Source organism: Chitinophaga pinensis (assembly GCF_007896845.1).
Lineage (GTDB): Bacteria > Bacteroidota > Bacteroidia > Chitinophagales > Chitinophagaceae > Chitinophaga > Chitinophaga pinensis_C.
The window spans coordinates 41,571-58,240 of record NZ_VOHS01000007.1 but is presented as its reverse complement, the minus strand read 5'-3'; the positions used below and the strand labels follow the sequence as shown (position 1 = coordinate 58,240).

14 protein-coding genes are annotated in these 16,670 nt (G+C 43.9%); 6 read left to right on the top strand and 8 right to left on the bottom strand.

Features of this window, described 5'->3' with window-relative positions:
- Window positions 1-31: 31 nt before the first annotated feature.
- Window positions 32-865 carry an ATP-binding cassette domain-containing protein gene (locus tag FEF09_RS09300; protein WP_146304853.1) on the bottom strand — a complete coding sequence of 278 codons (834 nt, stop codon included), beginning with the start codon at window positions 863-865 and terminating at the stop codon, window positions 32-34.
- 309 nt (window positions 866-1,174) lie between these two features.
- Between FEF09_RS09300 and FEF09_RS09295 the strand changes: the two genes are divergently transcribed.
- Window positions 1,175-2,248, top strand: coding sequence for a hypothetical protein (locus FEF09_RS09295; protein ID WP_146304852.1), 1,074 nt, complete (start codon window positions 1,175-1,177; stop codon window positions 2,246-2,248).
- Window positions 2,249-2,369: 121 nt separating this feature from the next.
- Here the strand turns inward: FEF09_RS09295 and glyA are convergent, their stop codons facing one another.
- Window positions 2,370-3,647, bottom strand: coding sequence for a serine hydroxymethyltransferase (glyA, locus tag FEF09_RS09290; RefSeq protein ID WP_146304851.1), 1,278 nt, complete (start codon window positions 3,645-3,647; stop codon window positions 2,370-2,372).
- A 294-nt stretch (window positions 3,648-3,941) separates the two neighbouring features.
- Here glyA and FEF09_RS09285 point away from each other — a divergent pair, with 294 nt between their 5' ends.
- Entirely contained in the window at window positions 3,942-4,934 is a 993-nt protein-coding gene (locus tag FEF09_RS09285) for a sugar phosphate nucleotidyltransferase (protein ID WP_146304850.1), read from the top strand.
- A gap of 77 nt (window positions 4,935-5,011) precedes the next feature.
- Window positions 5,012-5,947, top strand: a complete 936-nt coding sequence (locus FEF09_RS09280; protein ID WP_146304849.1) for an NAD(P)H-dependent flavin oxidoreductase — start codon at window positions 5,012-5,014, stop codon at window positions 5,945-5,947.
- Window positions 5,948-5,956: 9 nt separating this feature from the next.
- Here FEF09_RS09280 and FEF09_RS09275 read toward each other — a convergent pair whose 3' ends face one another.
- The 6 genes from FEF09_RS09275 to FEF09_RS09250 all read right to left on the bottom strand — a co-directional run bounded on the left by FEF09_RS09275 (window position 5,957) and on the right by FEF09_RS09250 (window position 12,642).
- Complete coding sequence (locus FEF09_RS09275) at window positions 5,957-7,270, bottom strand: ABC transporter permease (protein ID WP_146304848.1); 1,314 nt, start codon at window positions 7,268-7,270, stop codon at window positions 5,957-5,959.
- Window positions 7,271-7,330: 60 nt separating this feature from the next.
- Window positions 7,331-8,296, bottom strand: a complete 966-nt coding sequence (locus FEF09_RS09270; RefSeq protein WP_146304847.1) for an ABC transporter ATP-binding protein — start codon at window positions 8,294-8,296, stop codon at window positions 7,331-7,333.
- A 32-nt stretch (window positions 8,297-8,328) separates the two neighbouring features.
- Entirely contained in the window at window positions 8,329-9,021 is a 693-nt protein-coding gene (locus tag FEF09_RS09265; RefSeq protein ID WP_146304846.1) for a LytR/AlgR family response regulator transcription factor, read from the bottom strand.
- The gene (locus FEF09_RS09260; protein WP_146304845.1) at window positions 9,018-10,523 is read right to left on the bottom strand and encodes a sensor histidine kinase; all 1,506 of its coding nucleotides are present in this window, start codon (window positions 10,521-10,523) and stop codon (window positions 9,018-9,020) included. Before FEF09_RS09260 ends, FEF09_RS09265 begins: the two co-directional genes overlap by 4 nt.
- Before the next feature lie 70 nt (window positions 10,524-10,593).
- Window positions 10,594-12,156: an NAD(P)/FAD-dependent oxidoreductase gene (locus tag FEF09_RS09255; RefSeq protein ID WP_146304844.1), complete on the bottom strand. Its 1,563-nt coding sequence runs from the start codon at window positions 12,154-12,156 to the stop codon at window positions 10,594-10,596.
- A 105-nt stretch (window positions 12,157-12,261) separates the two neighbouring features.
- Window positions 12,262-12,642 (bottom strand): DUF3127 domain-containing protein, encoded by a 381-nt coding sequence (locus FEF09_RS09250; RefSeq protein ID WP_146304843.1) that lies wholly within the window; start codon window positions 12,640-12,642, stop codon window positions 12,262-12,264.
- Window positions 12,643-13,243: 601 nt separating this feature from the next.
- On the opposite strand from FEF09_RS09250, the gene dnaA reads away from it, so the two are divergent.
- The 3 genes from dnaA (at window position 13,244) to FEF09_RS09235 (ending at window position 16,638) form a co-directional block, all read left to right on the top strand.
- Window positions 13,244-14,677 carry a chromosomal replication initiator protein DnaA gene (gene dnaA / locus FEF09_RS09245; protein WP_012787686.1) on the top strand — a complete coding sequence of 478 codons (1,434 nt, stop codon included), beginning with the start codon at window positions 13,244-13,246 and terminating at the stop codon, window positions 14,675-14,677.
- 138 nt (window positions 14,678-14,815) lie between these two features.
- The gene (locus FEF09_RS09240) at window positions 14,816-15,352 is read left to right on the top strand and encodes an RNA polymerase sigma factor (protein WP_146304842.1); all 537 of its coding nucleotides are present in this window, start codon (window positions 14,816-14,818) and stop codon (window positions 15,350-15,352) included.
- Between the two features lie 329 nt (window positions 15,353-15,681).
- A complete protein-coding gene (locus FEF09_RS09235) occupies window positions 15,682-16,638 on the top strand; it encodes a FecR family protein (protein WP_146304841.1) in 957 nt (318 codons plus the stop codon).
- Window positions 16,639-16,670: the final 32 nt, after the last annotated feature.

The window sequence follows — 16,670 nt, the reverse complement described above, 5'->3', positions numbered from 1 at the left end:
GGGCTAAATAAATTATTCGCTTGCATAAGGGTTAGTTGAAGATTTGTGTGATACGCTCGGGTTTATCCAATACAGCATTAAACAGCAGTTCCATGTCTATCTTGCTATGCTGTGCTCCTTCATTCGGGGTGATAACAGCATGGCCACGGATAGAGCTGTCAGAAAACAGTACTTTGTTAGTATCTACAATGTTGGCAACTGTGCTGAATAACAGTCTGTCGGTTACTGTTTCAACGTCCTGTCTGAAGATGATCTTGTGATTATCGATGATCACGATACTGTCGATCAGATTATCCAGATCACGTACCTGATGCGTGGAGATCACGATACATTTTTCATCGCTGACAGCTGCTGCAATCACTTTACGGAACTGGCTCTTGGAAGGGATATCCAGACCATTCGTCGGTTCGTCGAGGATCAATGCTTTTGTGTTGGATGCCAGTGCAAAACTGATCAGCACTTTCTTTTTCTGACCATAGGACATTTCTGTCAGTTTCTGGTCCATGGGGATCTGGAATTCTTCCAGATAATTGTAGAATGCCTTCTTATCAAACAAAGGGTAGAAAGGGGCATAGGTACTCAGATAGCTTTTGATACTCACCTGTGGCAGATAAAACTCTTCCGGTACCATAAAGATGTTCTGCAAAAACGCTGGTTGGCGATAACGGGAATCGAAGCCCAGCACCTTACAGTGACCGGCTTTAGGGAATAACAATCCTGCAATGTGCTTCAACAGACTGGACTTACCTGCACCATTCTTTCCCAGCAAACCATAGATGTGACCAGCCTCCAGCTGCAGATTCAGGTTATCGAACAAAGGCTTGTTCTTCCGATAGCTGAATGATAGATTCTGGATGGATATCATAGATTAGTGATTTAGTGTACTACATAACTAGTACACTGTAAAAGTAGTAATGATTTTGAAACTGCAAAATGTTTTTTTTCACGGCCGGGAGCAATGGCGATAAAACTGATTGGTATTCAGTGGCTTCACAGGCAAGTAATTTTTGGAGCCGGGATATTCCGGGATGGCAGGAATCGTATTACTCAATAATAAGGCATACATAATGAGTAAATACTGATTTAATCTTGACTTTGTCGGTTAAATTCTACACATTAAGACTTTTTTATAAGCTATATTTGCTTCAGTGGTTTACACTTAAATCTATCCCCTATGAAAGGCCCTATAGCAGCCGTGCTTTGTTTAAGCCTTTTATTTTCAGCGATTACGGCATCTGCACAGTTCGTGAAGACGAAAGACCTGGAGAAGATGAAAAAGCGAACAAGAATCATTGTGGTGAAAGAAAAACCTGATAAGAAGATCCTACAGCAACTCGCCCGTACTTCCCCTGAAATGGCAAATGCTTATAAGCAGGCGATCAGACAATTAAATCAGGACTTCCCTGAAACAGTCAGACAGTTTTGGACAGTGAACGGTGGTGCTACTATTGAAGTACGTACCGAAAAAGAAATCGGGAAAATCCGTAAGAAGGGTGACAGAACCAGTATTGTGATGGATTGCCAGTCACTACATGTGAAGCCTGGAACGAAAAGCCGTTATTCCAAACTGACCCGCACCTACACATCCGGACTAACATGGCAGAAAGATCCGAAGGACCTCAGTATCCCGGTTATCAGTATGACCTTTATTGAGAATGATCTGCAGTATCCTTTCTACATCCAGAACATGTCTGATCAGTTCCCGGATTATATTGATCTGGCGGTTGGTCTGCGGCTGGCTACTTTTGTATTTAACGAGCAACTGGATGGGAAGACGTCCACTGTTCTTCAGAAAGAGATCAAACACAATGCGGTATTGATGAAGGGCAAGACCTTGGTACTGTGTAAAGACTGGCTGGATGAAACATTCGAGGCCAATGTAGCGAAGAGTGACTACCCTTTCCCGATAAAATATGTGAGTCTCGAAGAACTGGAAAATCTGATCCGCAAAGACGTGTATGACAGCACTGTTGTCGCTTATGTCCCTGCCGGCGTATTCTCTACCTTCGACAAAAACGCGCCCAGTATGGAGGTCCATGTACCGGTTGTTTTTGATCCGGCGAACGGGATGCCGCTTTGCCACTCTGATATCAGTCATGAGATGTTTCAGGCATGGGGTTTCTCACTGATCCCAAGAATGGGTAAGACGGTAGTGGGTTTTAAGAAGATCAGGAATGAAGATATCAGGCACTTTGCGAAGTCAATTACAGAAGGAGAAGAGCAGGAGCAGATGAGTCTCAACAACTAAACATCCGGCCGTTTTTCCGGCCTGCACATCAATAAAAAAGCTGCGGAATGACCCGCAGCTTTTTTTTATGTTACTTACTAACCATTGTTTTAAAGTCGGAGGGATATGCATCCCGTATTGACTATAGTTCAGGATACAGTACAAACTGTTTCATGAAATCATTCACTGCACCTCTTACGCTGGTGATACGTGCTTCATTGTCAGCATCCATCAGCAGTTCATCGATCCATGCTACTACCTGACCCATGTGTTCTTCTTTCATACCACGGGTAGTGATAGCCGGAACACCTACACGGATACCGGAAGTAACGAAGGCAGATTTATCATCAAAAGGAACCATGTTTTTGTTGACAGTAATGTCAGCTTTTACCAATACCTGTTCAGCTTTTTTACCGGAGATGTTCTTATTACGCAGGTCGATCAGCATCAGGTGGTTGTCAGTACCGCCAGAAACGATCTGGTAGCCTTTCTCCACAAATGCTTTAGACATTGCCTGTGCGTTTCTGATGATCTGTTTAGCATATACATCATATTCGTCAGACAGGATCTCGTAGAAAGAAACTGCTTTCGCCGCGATGACGTGCTCCAGCGGACCACCCTGAATACCAGGGAATACAGCTGTATCGATCAGAGAGCTCATCATACGGATTTCACCTTTTGGTGTTTTCAGACCAAATGGATTCTCGAAATCTTTACCCAGCATGATCATACCACCACGAGGACCACGCAGTGTTTTATGCGTAGTAGTGGTTACAAAATGACAATGTTCAAACGGAGAGTTCAGCAGTCCTTTTGCGATCAGACCAGCCGGATGTGCGATATCAGCCAGTACGAAAGCGCCTATCTGGTCAGCGATCTGACGGATACGTTTGTAATCCCAGTCACGGCTGTAAGCAGAAGCACCACAAACGATCAGCTGTGGTTTTTCTTTCAGCGCGATCTCTTCCATCTTATCGTACTCGATCAGCCCTGTTTCTTTATTTACGCCATAAGAGAATGGCTCATATAATTTACCGGAGTAGTTTACAGGAGAACCGTGTGTCAGGTGACCGCCCATGCTCAGGTCCAGACCCAGGATCTTGTCACCCGGTTTCAGGATTGCCAGCATTACAGCAGCATTTGCCTGTGCACCGGAGTGCGGCTGTACGTTTGCATACTCAATATTAAAGATCTGTTTAGCTCTGTCGATCGCCAGTTGTTCACTCTGGTCAACGATCTCACAGCCGCCATAATATCTGCGTCCCGGATAACCTTCTGCGTATTTATTGGTCAGAACGGTCCCCATAGCCTGAATAACCTGCAGGCTGGTAAAGTTTTCCGAAGCGATCAATTCTATACCATGACGCTGACGTTCCAGCTCCTGGCTGATGATATTAAATATTTGCAGATCTCTTTGCATTGTATGAAACTTTGAAAATTTGCTGCAAAGGTAATCGAATTTGTGAATAGTGCATAGTCAATATCAGCTATTCAATAGTTTTTTTTCCTACAAAAAGACAATACGACAGTCATAAAAACTAGGAAACTATATTTGTCATAGACAATAATTATTATATCTTATAACAGGCCGATGATTTTTCTAGCCCGATTCTGCCTAACATCCTGTACTTCAGCCCTATGGACTATTTTCATTTTTTGTTCTACCTTCACGCCCTCGGTACGAGAACGAGATTATTAAACCTAACCTGCGTACATGAAGGCCATAATACCTGTAGCCGGTGCCGGCACCAAGCTACGACCTCACACATATACACAGCCGAAAGCATTAATTCCCCTCGCGGGCAGAACGATATTAAGTATTATCATTGACCAGCTGGTAGAAGCCGGCATCAACGAATTTGTATTTGTCATCGGATATCTGGGCGACAAGATCCAGCACTATGTGCAACAGAAATATCCTCACCTGACCTGCCATTTCGTGCAGCAAAACAGCCGTGAGGGTACCGGACATGCCATCCTGCTGACCAGACAGGTGGTACAGGATGATGAAATCCTGATCGTATTGGGAGATACCATCTGCGAAGGCAATTTTCAGGAACTGATCGCTGCACCGGTATCTATGCTGGGTCTGAAAAAAGTGGATGACCCACGTAACTTCGGTGTTGCCGAACTGAATGAAGAGAATAATATCATCCGGGTAGTGGAGAAGCCACAGATTCCGAAGTCAAATCTGGCACTCGTAGGGGTCTATAAGATAAAAGAGACCCCACAGTTATACGACTGCCTCGAACAGAATATCCTGCATCAGAAGAAGTCGCACGACGAATTTCAGCTGACTGACGCCCTGCAGTGTATGATCGAACATGGTGTGACCTTTAAGACCTTTAAAGTCAACAACTGGTTCGATTGTGGCCGTAAAGACACCCTGCTCGAAACAAACGCCATTCTGCTCAGCAAATACAAAATGGATAATAATCCGGCTCAGGCTTATGAGAATACGATTATTATACCGCCTGTGAGCATTGCAGAGGGCTGCAGTATCAAAAACTCTATCATTGGTCCTAATGTGGCCATAGGCGATAACACTGTGATCAATTACTCCATCGTAAAAGACTCTATCATCGGCTCATTCAGTAACTTGTATGAAGTAGTGCTGAAATCGTCGCTGATCGGTAGTGATGCGAATATCCGCGGGTTGAGCCAGAGCCTGAACATCGGGGATAATACGGAGATAGATCTGGGGTAAGCCCCCTACTTCATCACAGGCTGATAGTAATGGCCTCTGTCTACCATCAGCCTGTGATTTTTCCTTATTTTCATTCCATGAACCGTATCACCCAACTATTCCACATTCAATACCCCATCATCCAGGCAGGTATGATCTGGGCCAGCGGCTGGAAACTGGCCAGTGCTGTCAGCAATGCAGGCGGCCTCGGATTAATCGGCGCCGGCAGTATGTACCCCGACACACTCAGAGAACACATCCGGAAATGCAAACAGGCGACAGATAAACCTTTCGGTGTAAATATCCCGCTCCTCTACCCGGATATCAATCAGTTGATTGACATCGTTATTGAAGAAAAAGTACCCATCGTTTTTACTTCAGCAGGCAATCCAAAAACCTGGACACCTATCCTGAAAGCAGCAGGTATCACTGTCGTACACGTGGTATCCAGCGCCTTCTTTGCAGCCAAAAGTGAAGCAGCCGGCGTAGACGCTGTAGTAGCAGAAGGCTTTGAAGCCGGTGGACATAACGGAAGAGAAGAAACTACGACAATGGTATTGATTCCTGCCGTATGCGAACAGGTAAAGATCCCGGTCATTGCAGCAGGCGGTATTGGCTCCGGAAAAGCAATGACAGCTGCATTCGCATTGGGAGCAGAGGGTGTACAGGTAGGCAGCCGTTTTGTAGCAACGCCGGAAGCATCTTCTCATGAGCAATTCAAACAGGCGATCATTGATGCCAAAGAAGGTGATACCATGCTGACCATGAAAAAGCTGACACCCGTAAGGTTATTGAAAAACAATTTCTTCCAGAGCGTTAAGGAGGCAGAAGACAAAGGTGCCGATCCTGAAATATTAAAGACTTTGCTGGGTCGTGCCCGCGCCAAAGCGGGTATGTTTGAGGGTAATATGGAGGAAGGTGAACTCGAAATCGGACAGGTAAGTGCATTGATTCATACACTTAAACCTGCCAGAGAAATCGTTATAGAAATATGGGAGGAGTTTAATCAGACCATCCGTCAATTGAATAGCTAACGCTATGCATTATGCCTTTCTGCTTACCCATTTCAGCGCCTCTTTCCAGGTAATCTTCTTACCATACATCAATATACCGGTACGATAGATTTTACCCGCCATCCATGTGGTAAACAGAAAACCTACGATCAGCAAACTCATTGACAATCCCAGCTGCCAGTACGGCACTGTTCCCGGCACGCCATAAGGGATACGTGCCATCATCACCATCGGAGAGGTGAAAGGTATAATACTGCCCCAGAAAGCCACCGGTCCGGATGGATTTTGCACCGAGGAGATCATCACCATAATACCAATAATGATGGGCAGGGTGATCGGGAAGGTCAGTGCCTGCGCATCTGTCGGATCTTCATTCACCAGACTACCTACGGCTGCGAATAATGCAGAATAAAAGAGATAACCGCCGAGGAAATAGAATATAAAACAGGTGATCACAGCTGTCCAGTTCACGCTGCCCACTACAAACTGGATCTTTTCGATCGCTTCAACCATCGCAGCATTGCTACCGCCCTGCATCATGGTATTACCATCATTCATGGCAGCAACCGCATCACCGGAAATAAATAACGGCAATATGAGTTGTATGGTGGCGATCAGCGCGACCCATATCAGGAACTGCAGAAGTCCGACTGCTGCAATACCAATAATCTTACCCATCATCAGCTGGAATGGTTTTACACTGGAGATCATCACTTCGGCTATACGACTCACTTTCTCTTCCATTACACCACGCATAACAGACATACCGAAAAACATCAGGATGATATAGATAATGAAACCGCTGGCATATCCTACACCATAGGCAACAGCGGCACTTCCTTTCTGTCCTTCGTTGCCTGTTCTGAATTCAATACTGATATCTGCTTTTACGGCTTTCAGCTGTTCTGCGTCAATATTGGCTTTCTTTAAGCGTTCTTCTTCTATCAGGTCATTTACCCGGCGTGTCAGCTTGCTTTCAACAGAAAGACCCGGCTGGGCATCGCTATAGTAAGTAACACCAGATGGACGGTCAATGTCGAGCTGTGGAATATACAGCAGACCGGAATAACCATATTCTGCATATTTAGTCTGAAAAGAGTCAATACTTGTATTCTGCAGATATTTATAGTACACGCCTTTATCATCCGGAAAACGGTTCAGGAACAGGTGACTGTCATCGATCACTGCTATCCGTTTTTCTTCTTTTGAGTTGGTGGCTATCAGGATCGGCACAACGATCATGGCAGCGAAGAATAAGGGCACAAGCAGAGTAACGATCAGGAAAGAACGTTTCCTTACACGGGTAATAAATTCTCTTTTTATAATGAGCCAGATTTTGTTCATAAAAACAATCGGGAGTTGCGATGAGGAAATAGGAGTTGTAATGTAATTAAGCTACTATGATCAGTTGTTGGTGAAAGCCTTTGAACTTTCATCTATACCGGCAACCTGAGGCGGTTCGCCGGTCATGGAAGTCACCTGTTGAATGAATACCTCATTGATAGAAGGCAGTATCTCCTGAAAAGAAGTAATAGGCACATTATGACGGATGAAATGCGCCAGTATGTCGTTGTTGGTACTTCCTTCTGTAAGTTTTACAGTGTAAGCAAGCTGCTCCTGTTTAATGATAGAGAAGTGATGCGTAGCTACCTGTGCGAAGTTAGGCATCACACCAAAACCAATGCGGAACAGGTGTTGTTTAAAGTCCTGTTTGATCTGTTTAACTTCTCCATCCAGTAATTTCTTACCCTGATTAACCAATACAATACGATCACAGATCTCTTCTACCTGCTCCATTCTGTGGGTAGAAAAGATGATAGTCGTACCATTCTTACTGAGGTCAAATATCTCCTGCTTGATAAGGTTGGCGTTGATAGGGTCCAGACCTGAAAATGGTTCATCTAATATGAGCAGATCGGGACTATGCATGATCGTAGAAATAAACTGTACTTTTTGTTGCATCCCCTTACTCAGCTCTTCCACCTTCTTATTATACCAGCTGTTGATCTCAAATTTATCAAACCAATATTTGATCTTGTCTTTTGCATCCCGCTCTGACATGCCTTTCAGCTGTGCCAGGTACAAGGCTTGTTCCCCCACTTTCATCTTCTTGTACAATCCTCTCTCTTCCGGCATATAGCCAATGGAATGAATATCCGTTTGTGGATCGAACGGACGTCCATTGAAAAGTATCTCCCCATTATCCGGATAAAAGATACCGGTGATCATACGCAGCAACGTCGTCTTCCCCGCGCCGTTGGGACCCAATAATCCGAATATGCTTCCTTTGGGAATCGCAAAGCTGATATCGTCTACAGCTTTATGGGTGGCATAGTGTTTATACAGGTGTTTTATTTCTATGAGGTTCATAGATTAAATGTAAAAAAATTATATGGGATTTCTCACCCAAATATCTCTCCTACAGCCAATGCATAAGCCGCTCCTATGCTGATAGCGACACTTCCTATATATACTGCACTCCTGTCCACCTTATCAATCTTATTATTAGCAACGATAAAAGAGCGGTGTACTCTTGTAAATTGGGCCGGGGGTAACAAGGCGAGGGCTTCCTGCATAGACAAACGCGACAGGATACGTTTGTCTTTCAAAACAAAGTTGATATAGTTGCCGGCACTTTCAAGGTAAAGGATATCATCCAGCATGACTTTATACTGTTCATATCCGCTTTTAAGCATGATATGAGCAGGCACATCTGACTTTGATCGCTGACCTATTAATACCTGCAATGCTTTGGCTTTATTGCAGGCTTTGAGAAAGCGTTCAAAGGAAAATGGTTTGAGCAGATAATCCAGTGCATCCAGTTCAAAACTTTGTACGGCATGTTCGGAGTAGGCGGTGGTAAAGATCACCATGGGTGCACCGGGTACAGTCGTCATCAACTCCAGACCGGATATATCCGGCATCCGGATATCCAGAAACAACAGATCGACCTTTTCCTTTTGCAGATACTCCAACGCTTCAAAAGGATCAGTGAAATATCCCCTGATATCCAGAAAGGGAACCTGTGCCGCATGCGTACGTATTACTGACAATGCGACCTGTTCATCATCTATCGCGATAGCGGTTAATGTCATACAATCTGAATAGTAAGATGGACAAAATATTCTGTGGTGGTTTCGCGGATGCTCAGTTCATGTTTACGTGGATAGAGCAATGCCAGACGCTGCCGTACATTCTGCAGACCGATACCCATACTGTCATTTTCTATTTCACCTGCTCTGCTGGCATGAACAGTATTATATACATCAAAGAAGATCTTTTCCGGAGTACAGGATAATGACATGGTGATACGTGACTTGTTACGTGAGCTGATACCATGTTTAAACGCATTTTCTACAAATGGGATGAGCAACATGGGTGCTATTTCGTGATCACAATGTGTATCATCAATATTAACTTCTATACCGATGTCAGAAGAGCCTTGCGTACGCAAACGTTGTAACGCGATATAATTCTGCAGATAGGCTATTTCTTTTGAAAGGGAAATACGCTCCTGCATGTTATCATGTAACATAAAGCGCATCATGTCTCCCAGCTTTTGTATGCCTTCGCTGGTGGCAGGCGCTTTCTCTGTCAGGGCAGTACCATATAAAGTATTGAGTGCATTAAAGAGAAAATGCGGGTTGATCTGCCAGCGGAGAAAGTCCAGTCCGGTTTCAGACTGATCAAGTGCTTTACGCAATCCTAATATAGTATCACTACGGGACTGTCGCAAATAGAATATCCAATATGATAATGGTAGTACAACAAGCACTGCACCTGCGAATAATGCCAGACAACTAAGAAGCGCATCTCTTGAATGATGCGGCATCAGTATGAACAGCAACACCGGTGACAATGTAAATATCATCAGATAAACAAAAGCGGCATCTCTTACCAACAAACGACGATCCTGATGCAAATGATACCGGGGTAGCAGACGGTACTGTGAAACGAAGTACACAACACCATAATAAAATCCGATAAGCCCCAATATGGCCACCTTCGCGATGTTATTACCGGGCGTTACTAAAGTAAAGACTACAATCAGCAGTAGTATAACAATCGCTTCAGCTCTGATCTGTGCAAACCAGGGTTTGCTGACAATTTTCGGATGCAGCTGTTGAAAATAGAGTTGTTTGACCCCATAATATAAAGCGTACAGTGTTATGTAGAATATTGTAATGATAAAAGCTGACTTTGCACAATGCATATGCACGCCCTTACGTGTACTGTACACACCAAACAGATATCCGTTATACCACGTGGAAGCCGTCATTATGACCAGAAATACTGCTCCGCAGGTCGCGATTAACAACAAAGTGCCTATTTTCCATTTGCCCTGCTCGTAGAACGCTGGCATGATCCAGCTGTTGATACTTACAAAAGCGAGATACACAATTGTAATATGCGCCAGTAATGGTAACAGGTAATGTTTATAATAGTCAAATACCTGATCGTATCTGGCGAACTTATAACCATATTCATGTTGCAGTTCAAATACGTTGTAGTTAACGCTCTTATACAAAAGAGCGAACAGGAGCAACAGGAAGATTGCTGTAGCAACACCGAGTTCTATTTTTCTGAGCTGGTTCATAAGGATAAAATCTTTCAGCAATGATAGTTATCCCTTCCACACTTTTCAGAAAAGTGTGATAAAACGGATATTACCTGTGATAGAAAGCTATAATACGCTCTGCGACGCGTTCTCCGTCCATTGCTGCTGACACGATACCACCTGCATAACCGGCACCTTCTCCACAAGGATAAAGGCCGCTGATCTGCGGATGCATCAATGTTTCGTCTTCACGCGGAATACGTACGGGAGAGGAAGTGCGGGATTCAGTAGCTACCAGTATAGCATCTGCTGTATAATATCCTTTCATCTTACGGCCAAAGGCCTTGAAGGCTTCTGACAGACGGCTGTGCACACTAACTGGAAGGACATCACGGAGATTGGTGCTGTTTACACCGGGTAAATAAGAGCAGGAGGGTAAAGTTGTGGAAACCTTACTGTGGACAAAATCCGTCATTCGTTGAGCGGGCGCTACAAATTGTCCCCCGCCAGCAGTAAAGGCTGTACGCTCTACCATTTGTTGATAGTACATGGCTGCCAACGGGCCTTTATCAGCAAAGATCTGGAAATCAGATTCATCTACGGTCACCACCATGCCTGAATTGGCGTAGGGGTTATCACGTCTGGATGGTGACCATCCATTGACGACCAGTTCTCCCGGATCTGTGGAGGCAGGTGCGATGATACCACCGGGACACATGCAGAAAGAAAAAACACCACGTCCTTCTACCTGTTCTACAAGGCTGTAGCTGGCAGGCGGGAGGTATTCATTTCTGGTCGGACAATGATACTGTGCACTGTCAATCAGGGCCTGTGGATGTTCCACGCGTACGCCCAGCGCAAATGGTTTTGCGGCGATCAGTATATTTTTCTGGTGTAAGAGATGGAAGATGTCACGCGCGGAGTGGCCAGTAGCAAGAATGATCTGAGCAGCTTCGAATGTTTGTCCGCCGGCCGTTTTCACACCTGTCACCTGATTATTGGCAGTCAGGATATCAGTCACCTTTTGTTCAAACAATACTTGTCCGCCGCTGTTGACAATCTGCTCACGCATAGCCACTATGATATGCGGTAACTTATTGGTACCTATGTGTGGATGTGCTTCATACATGATCTTTTCTGTAGCACCAAAGTGTACGAAGATGCTGAGTATGCGGTTGATGTCGCCACGCTTATTAGAGCGGGTATATAACTTACCATCAGAGTATGTACCAGCTCCCCCTTCACCGAAGCAATAGTTGGACTCCGGATTGACAACACCTGTTTTATTCAGTGCTGCAAGGTCTCTTCTTCTTGCACGTACATCTTTCCCCCGCTCAAGTACAATCGGTCTGATACCTGCTTCTACCAGGCGCAGGGCAGCAAAGAGGCCTGCAGGCCCGGCCCCTATAACGATGGCCTGTGGCGCGTTTGCGGGCAAGGCATCATATATCGGTATGATGCGTTCTCTATCCTGAAAAGGTTCGTTCACAAACACCTTGATGGTGAGCATGAAGTACGCCTGACGGGAACGGGCGTCTATAGAGCGTTTGAGCAGATGGAAGCCAGTAATGGCAGCGGGTTTAACACCGAGGGCGGCCGCAGCTTCCGTGATAATGCTGCTATCAGAAGCTGCCTGGGATGGCAGCAATTTGAGCGAGAGTTGTTGTATCATGACACGAATTGGTTAGGTAGTTATCCCAACAATTGAAAACGGATACCCGTATTTCAGGTATCCGCTTTCAGTTATTTTGTTAATGAGTTGTTATTCTCAGAGCAATTAGAATGGTAAATCATCTGCCTGACCACCAGAAGAAATTTCCTGAGAGGTGTTATAATTTGGCATTGAATCAGCCGAAGGACCACCTGCTACAACAGACTCCATGCGCCATGCGTCCAGATTGGTAATGTAGTTCACTCTACCATCTTTTTCCCAACGAGTACCTTTGATATTGAAGTATACCTTCACAGTTTCACCTTCGTTGAAGCGATCTACAATTGCAGTTCTGTCCTGTACCGCCTGGAACTTGATGTAGTTGTTTATAACGCGGCCGTTGATATCATCGGATTTTTCGATAACGAACTCTCTGGTTTTAAAGGTTTCGCTACGCTGCATCGTATTGTATTTCACAATCAGTTTTCCGGTTATTTCAAAACTCATATAAAAATTTTTAGCTGTTCAGAGGGCCAAAGATAGGTTTTTTAGCAGCAATCCGATACAATAAAATTTAAAACAGGCAGTTATAAACAGGGGCACGTTAACGCACGGGCGCGTATATAATAATTTTGCATGGTATTTGCTAACCTAAAGGACATTTTTTTAAATGCAATTACTAACATAGTTTTGCACCCCCGCGATGAAATTATCAACATTCCGGAAGATCAGAAAACGATCACAAAAGGTGATCAGATGAGCACTTGAATTTGCATACAATAGTATTTTATCAGTAAGTACACATATCTATGACAAACAAGTTAATGTCAACAGGAAAGGCCTGTCTATCAAAGCAGTGCAGTACTGGCTTTCATCATATTATAAAAGCAGAAAAACAAGCGCTTAAAAGAGAATAAAAACAGCAAAAAAAAACAGGCGACAAACTGTTATCAGTGAAATAAAAACAAGGGGAGATAAATTTTTTTTTCAACATTTTCTACTGATATTCGTCGTCCTGTCTGAAAATCTATCAACCCCCCACGTTGGTTAGATTTACAATTCGAGAACAATCCTTAATTTAAGAACAACATTAATTTACATTAGCTCAATGAATAAAACTTGCGAACAAGTTTGGGAAAGGTGTCTTAATATAATTAGGGATATTGTGGAATGGCAACCATTTAAAACCTGGTTCGAACCGATTAAACCCATCCAACTTGAAAACAATGTTTTAACCATTCAGGTACCAAGCCAATTCTTTTACGAATACCTTGAAGAACATTATGTGGGACTATTGGGTAAGACAATCAAACGCGAACTGGGAAAAGACGCAAGGCTTGAGTATCGTATTGTAGTGGAAAACGGCACACCTCATCAGCATCCAAAAACTGTAAACATGCCAGGGCAGTTTACCAAGAGTAAGAAGGACAGCGAAGTAGATTTTCCGTTAACTATACAGAATCCTGTAAAGAATCCGTTTGTAATACCGGGAATCAAACGTGTACAGATCGATTCACAGCTGAATCCTCACTACACTTTTGAATCTTATATTGAAGGTGATTGCAACCGTGTAGCTCGCAGGGCAGGTAAAACTGTGTCTGAAAAACCGGGTGGTACTTCCTTTAACCCACTGGTTATATATGGCGCTGTAGGTCTCGGTAAAACACACCTTGCACAAGCGATCGGTAATGAGGTTAAACGTATACATCCGAACAAAGCGGTGTTATATGTGAGCGCAGAAAAATTCATCAATCAGTTCATCGATCACTCGAAGAATAGTATCATCAATGACTTTATTCACTTCTATCAGTTAATTGATGTATTGATCGTAGATGATATACAATTTTTTGCGCGTGCAGAAAAAACTCAGGATGCATTCTTTGCTATCTTCAACCACCTGCATCAATCCGGTAAGCAACTGATCTTAACTTCAGATAAACCACCTAAAGACCTCGATGGTTTGCAGGAAAGATTACTGAGCCGCTTCCGCTGGGGCCTCAGTGCTGACATGCAGATGCCGGACTTCGAAACACGTATGGAAATCCTTGAGATGAAAATGCGTAACGATGGTCTGGAAATGCCAAAAGAAGTAGTGAAATATGTTGCTTATAATATTCAGAGCAACGTACGTGAACTGGAAGGTGCACTCATCTCTCTCCTTGCGCAATCTTCTCTTAACAGAAAAGAAATTGACCTGGAACTGGCTAAACGTGTACTGAAGTCTTTTGTAAAAACTTCATCAAAAGAAATCACTATCGAAAGCATCCAGAAAATGGTATGCGAATACTTCGATGTGCCTTATGATAAGCTATTGCAGAAAACACGTAAACGTGAAATTGTACAAGCCAGACAAATCACCATGTATCTGGCAAAATCATTTACAAAGAATTCACTGAAAACCATCGGAGAACATTTTGGCGGACGTGACCACACTACCGTGATCCACTCCTGCCAGACAGTAAAAGATCTGATGGATACAGATAACGCATTTCGCGATAATGTCATTGAACTGCAACAGAAAGTTCAGCTGGCTGCCATGTAAAGATGCCCCCTATACAATCAAGCTCTTAGTCCCGGGTAACTCACCCGGGACTTTTTATTTCCCGCTGCTTAACAATTTCATAATTCACGGCAGATACAGCAGTTCGTAACAACTAATAACTTTGTGCCACTGTACAATATGCCACAAGAAGGTCAATACACTTTATGGAGTGCTATCAGGCAAGGCAATGAAAACGCCTTCCGCCAGCTGTTCGAAGAATGCTGGGAGCCCTTGTTCACCTATGCCAGTCGTATTACTATCGACCACTCTCTGGCCCAGGATAGTGTACAAAGCCTCTTTATACATATCTGGGAAAAACGTGACAGCCTTCCCGATGTTACTGCCATCCTGCCATATCTGCGCAGCGCGCTTAAAAACAGATTACTGAATGCCCTCCGTGATGAACATGTCTATCAGAAACATGTGGACCTCTTCACGCAGGTTATTGACACCAATTCCCCTTCTTCCGCAGAACCGTTACACCTCAAAGAAACAGAACAACAATTATTACAGTCCATTAACCGCCTCCCCGGAAAAATGAAAGATGTCTTCTACCTGCACCGTATAGAAGATCTCTCGGTTGCCGAGATCGCCTGTAAACTGGGCACCTCTCCACAAACAATCAGAAACCAGATCAGCACTGCAATACAACGCCTGAAAACAAGTATTGGATAGTAAGCAATTGATTAGACTTCCTTACGATATATGCTTCAATAAAATATTGATGCCGGTCGGATTATAGTGTTGGTTAACAAAGTATTTATTCACTTGCCTGCTTTATATAATTCCGATTGTAACCTCTCACATTTCTATTTTCTCATTCAACAATTCATCTGGCTATCCTGACTATCCTGACTATCACTGTATGTACTCATCTATCCCCCCACAACTCTCCCCTGCATGATAATTCCTGATTCCTTCCAACGTTACCAAATTGTTAAGCCAAATTTTGCGATAGTTATTCCATTCATTACCCGTGTCTTACTATCAAACCACAGAACAGTTTGGACAAAGGGACATTATTATTACTATTGGAAAAATTCCGGCAAGGCGCCTGCTCTCCCGAAGAAGAGGCACTGCTGTACAAATGGCTGGACGCACTGGATGCAGCAGACACTCTGCCGGCATTATCTGCTGATGAAATGCAAACGATCAAAATGAACATGCAGGAGCAGATATGGCCGAAGACTGTCAACCGCTACCGCCGCATTGGTCTGCGTATTGCCAGAGTAGCCGCCGTAATAGTCCCCCTCGTCATCTCAGGATACTTTGTACAAAGGTTTTTCAATCGTAACCAGCGATTAGCACAAACTGGCTTAGCATGGCAGACAGTGAAAAATAACAGTGGACAATTACAGAAAATAGTATTACCGGATCAATCAGTAGCCGTAGTTGGTCCTTACAGCACAATCGAATATCCTGCGCATTTTCCTGATGACGCAAGACCCGTAAAAATAAGAGAAGGAAAAGCCTTCTTCGACGTCGTTAAAGATACACGCCCCTTCAGCGTAGAAGACAACAGCGGTGTCCGTACCACAGTACTCGGTACCTCCTTTACAGTAGAAGCCAGCAAAAGCATGCACATCTCGCGGATAGCAGTCGCTACCGGTAAAGTACAGGTAGAACAAAAAGGCATCGCCAAAGCAGTACTCGGACCATCGCAGCGACTCACATTCCGGGAACAATCAATTGAAAAAGACAGCATCGCAGCAACCGATCTGCTGGCATGGACAAAAGGAGAGATCATCCTGCGCAATGCAACTTTGCAGGAATTATTACTGACCATAAAAAACCAATACGGCATTACAGCTACCACCGCATTGAATACAGAACAGGGCAATTACAATTTACACATCCCTGCTACAATGACCTTGCAGGAAGTCCTGGACATTGTCGAGAAAATCAGTTACAGACCAAAAATTCAATTTACAATGCAAGACAAACAACTTATAGTCAATTAAGAATTATCAATTAAGAATTAAGAATTGCAGTT

Coding starts and splice junctions, on each gene's coding strand:
- FEF09_RS09300 (WP_146304853.1), bottom strand. CDS start 865: ATGATATCCATCCAGAATCTATCATTCAGCTATCGGAAGAACAAGCCT.
- FEF09_RS09295 (WP_146304852.1), top strand. CDS start 1,175: ATGAAAGGCCCTATAGCAGCCGTGCTTTGTTTAAGCCTTTTATTTTCA.
- glyA (WP_146304851.1), bottom strand. CDS start 3,647: ATGCAAAGAGATCTGCAAATATTTAATATCATCAGCCAGGAGCTGGAA.
- FEF09_RS09285 (WP_146304850.1), top strand. CDS start 3,942: ATGAAGGCCATAATACCTGTAGCCGGTGCCGGCACCAAGCTACGACCT.
- FEF09_RS09280 (WP_146304849.1), top strand. CDS start 5,012: ATGAACCGTATCACCCAACTATTCCACATTCAATACCCCATCATCCAG.
- FEF09_RS09275 (WP_146304848.1), bottom strand. CDS start 7,270: ATGAACAAAATCTGGCTCATTATAAAAAGAGAATTTATTACCCGTGTA.
- FEF09_RS09270 (WP_146304847.1), bottom strand. CDS start 8,296: ATGAACCTCATAGAAATAAAACACCTGTATAAACACTATGCCACCCAT.
- FEF09_RS09265 (WP_146304846.1), bottom strand. CDS start 9,021: ATGACATTAACCGCTATCGCGATAGATGATGAACAGGTCGCATTGTCA.
- FEF09_RS09260 (WP_146304845.1), bottom strand. CDS start 10,523: ATGAACCAGCTCAGAAAAATAGAACTCGGTGTTGCTACAGCAATCTTC.
- FEF09_RS09255 (WP_146304844.1), bottom strand. CDS start 12,156: ATGATACAACAACTCTCGCTCAAATTGCTGCCATCCCAGGCAGCTTCT.
- FEF09_RS09250 (WP_146304843.1), bottom strand. CDS start 12,642: ATGAGTTTTGAAATAACCGGAAAACTGATTGTGAAATACAATACGATG.
- dnaA (WP_012787686.1), top strand. CDS start 13,244: ATGAATAAAACTTGCGAACAAGTTTGGGAAAGGTGTCTTAATATAATT.
- FEF09_RS09240 (WP_146304842.1), top strand. CDS start 14,816: ATGCCACAAGAAGGTCAATACACTTTATGGAGTGCTATCAGGCAAGGC.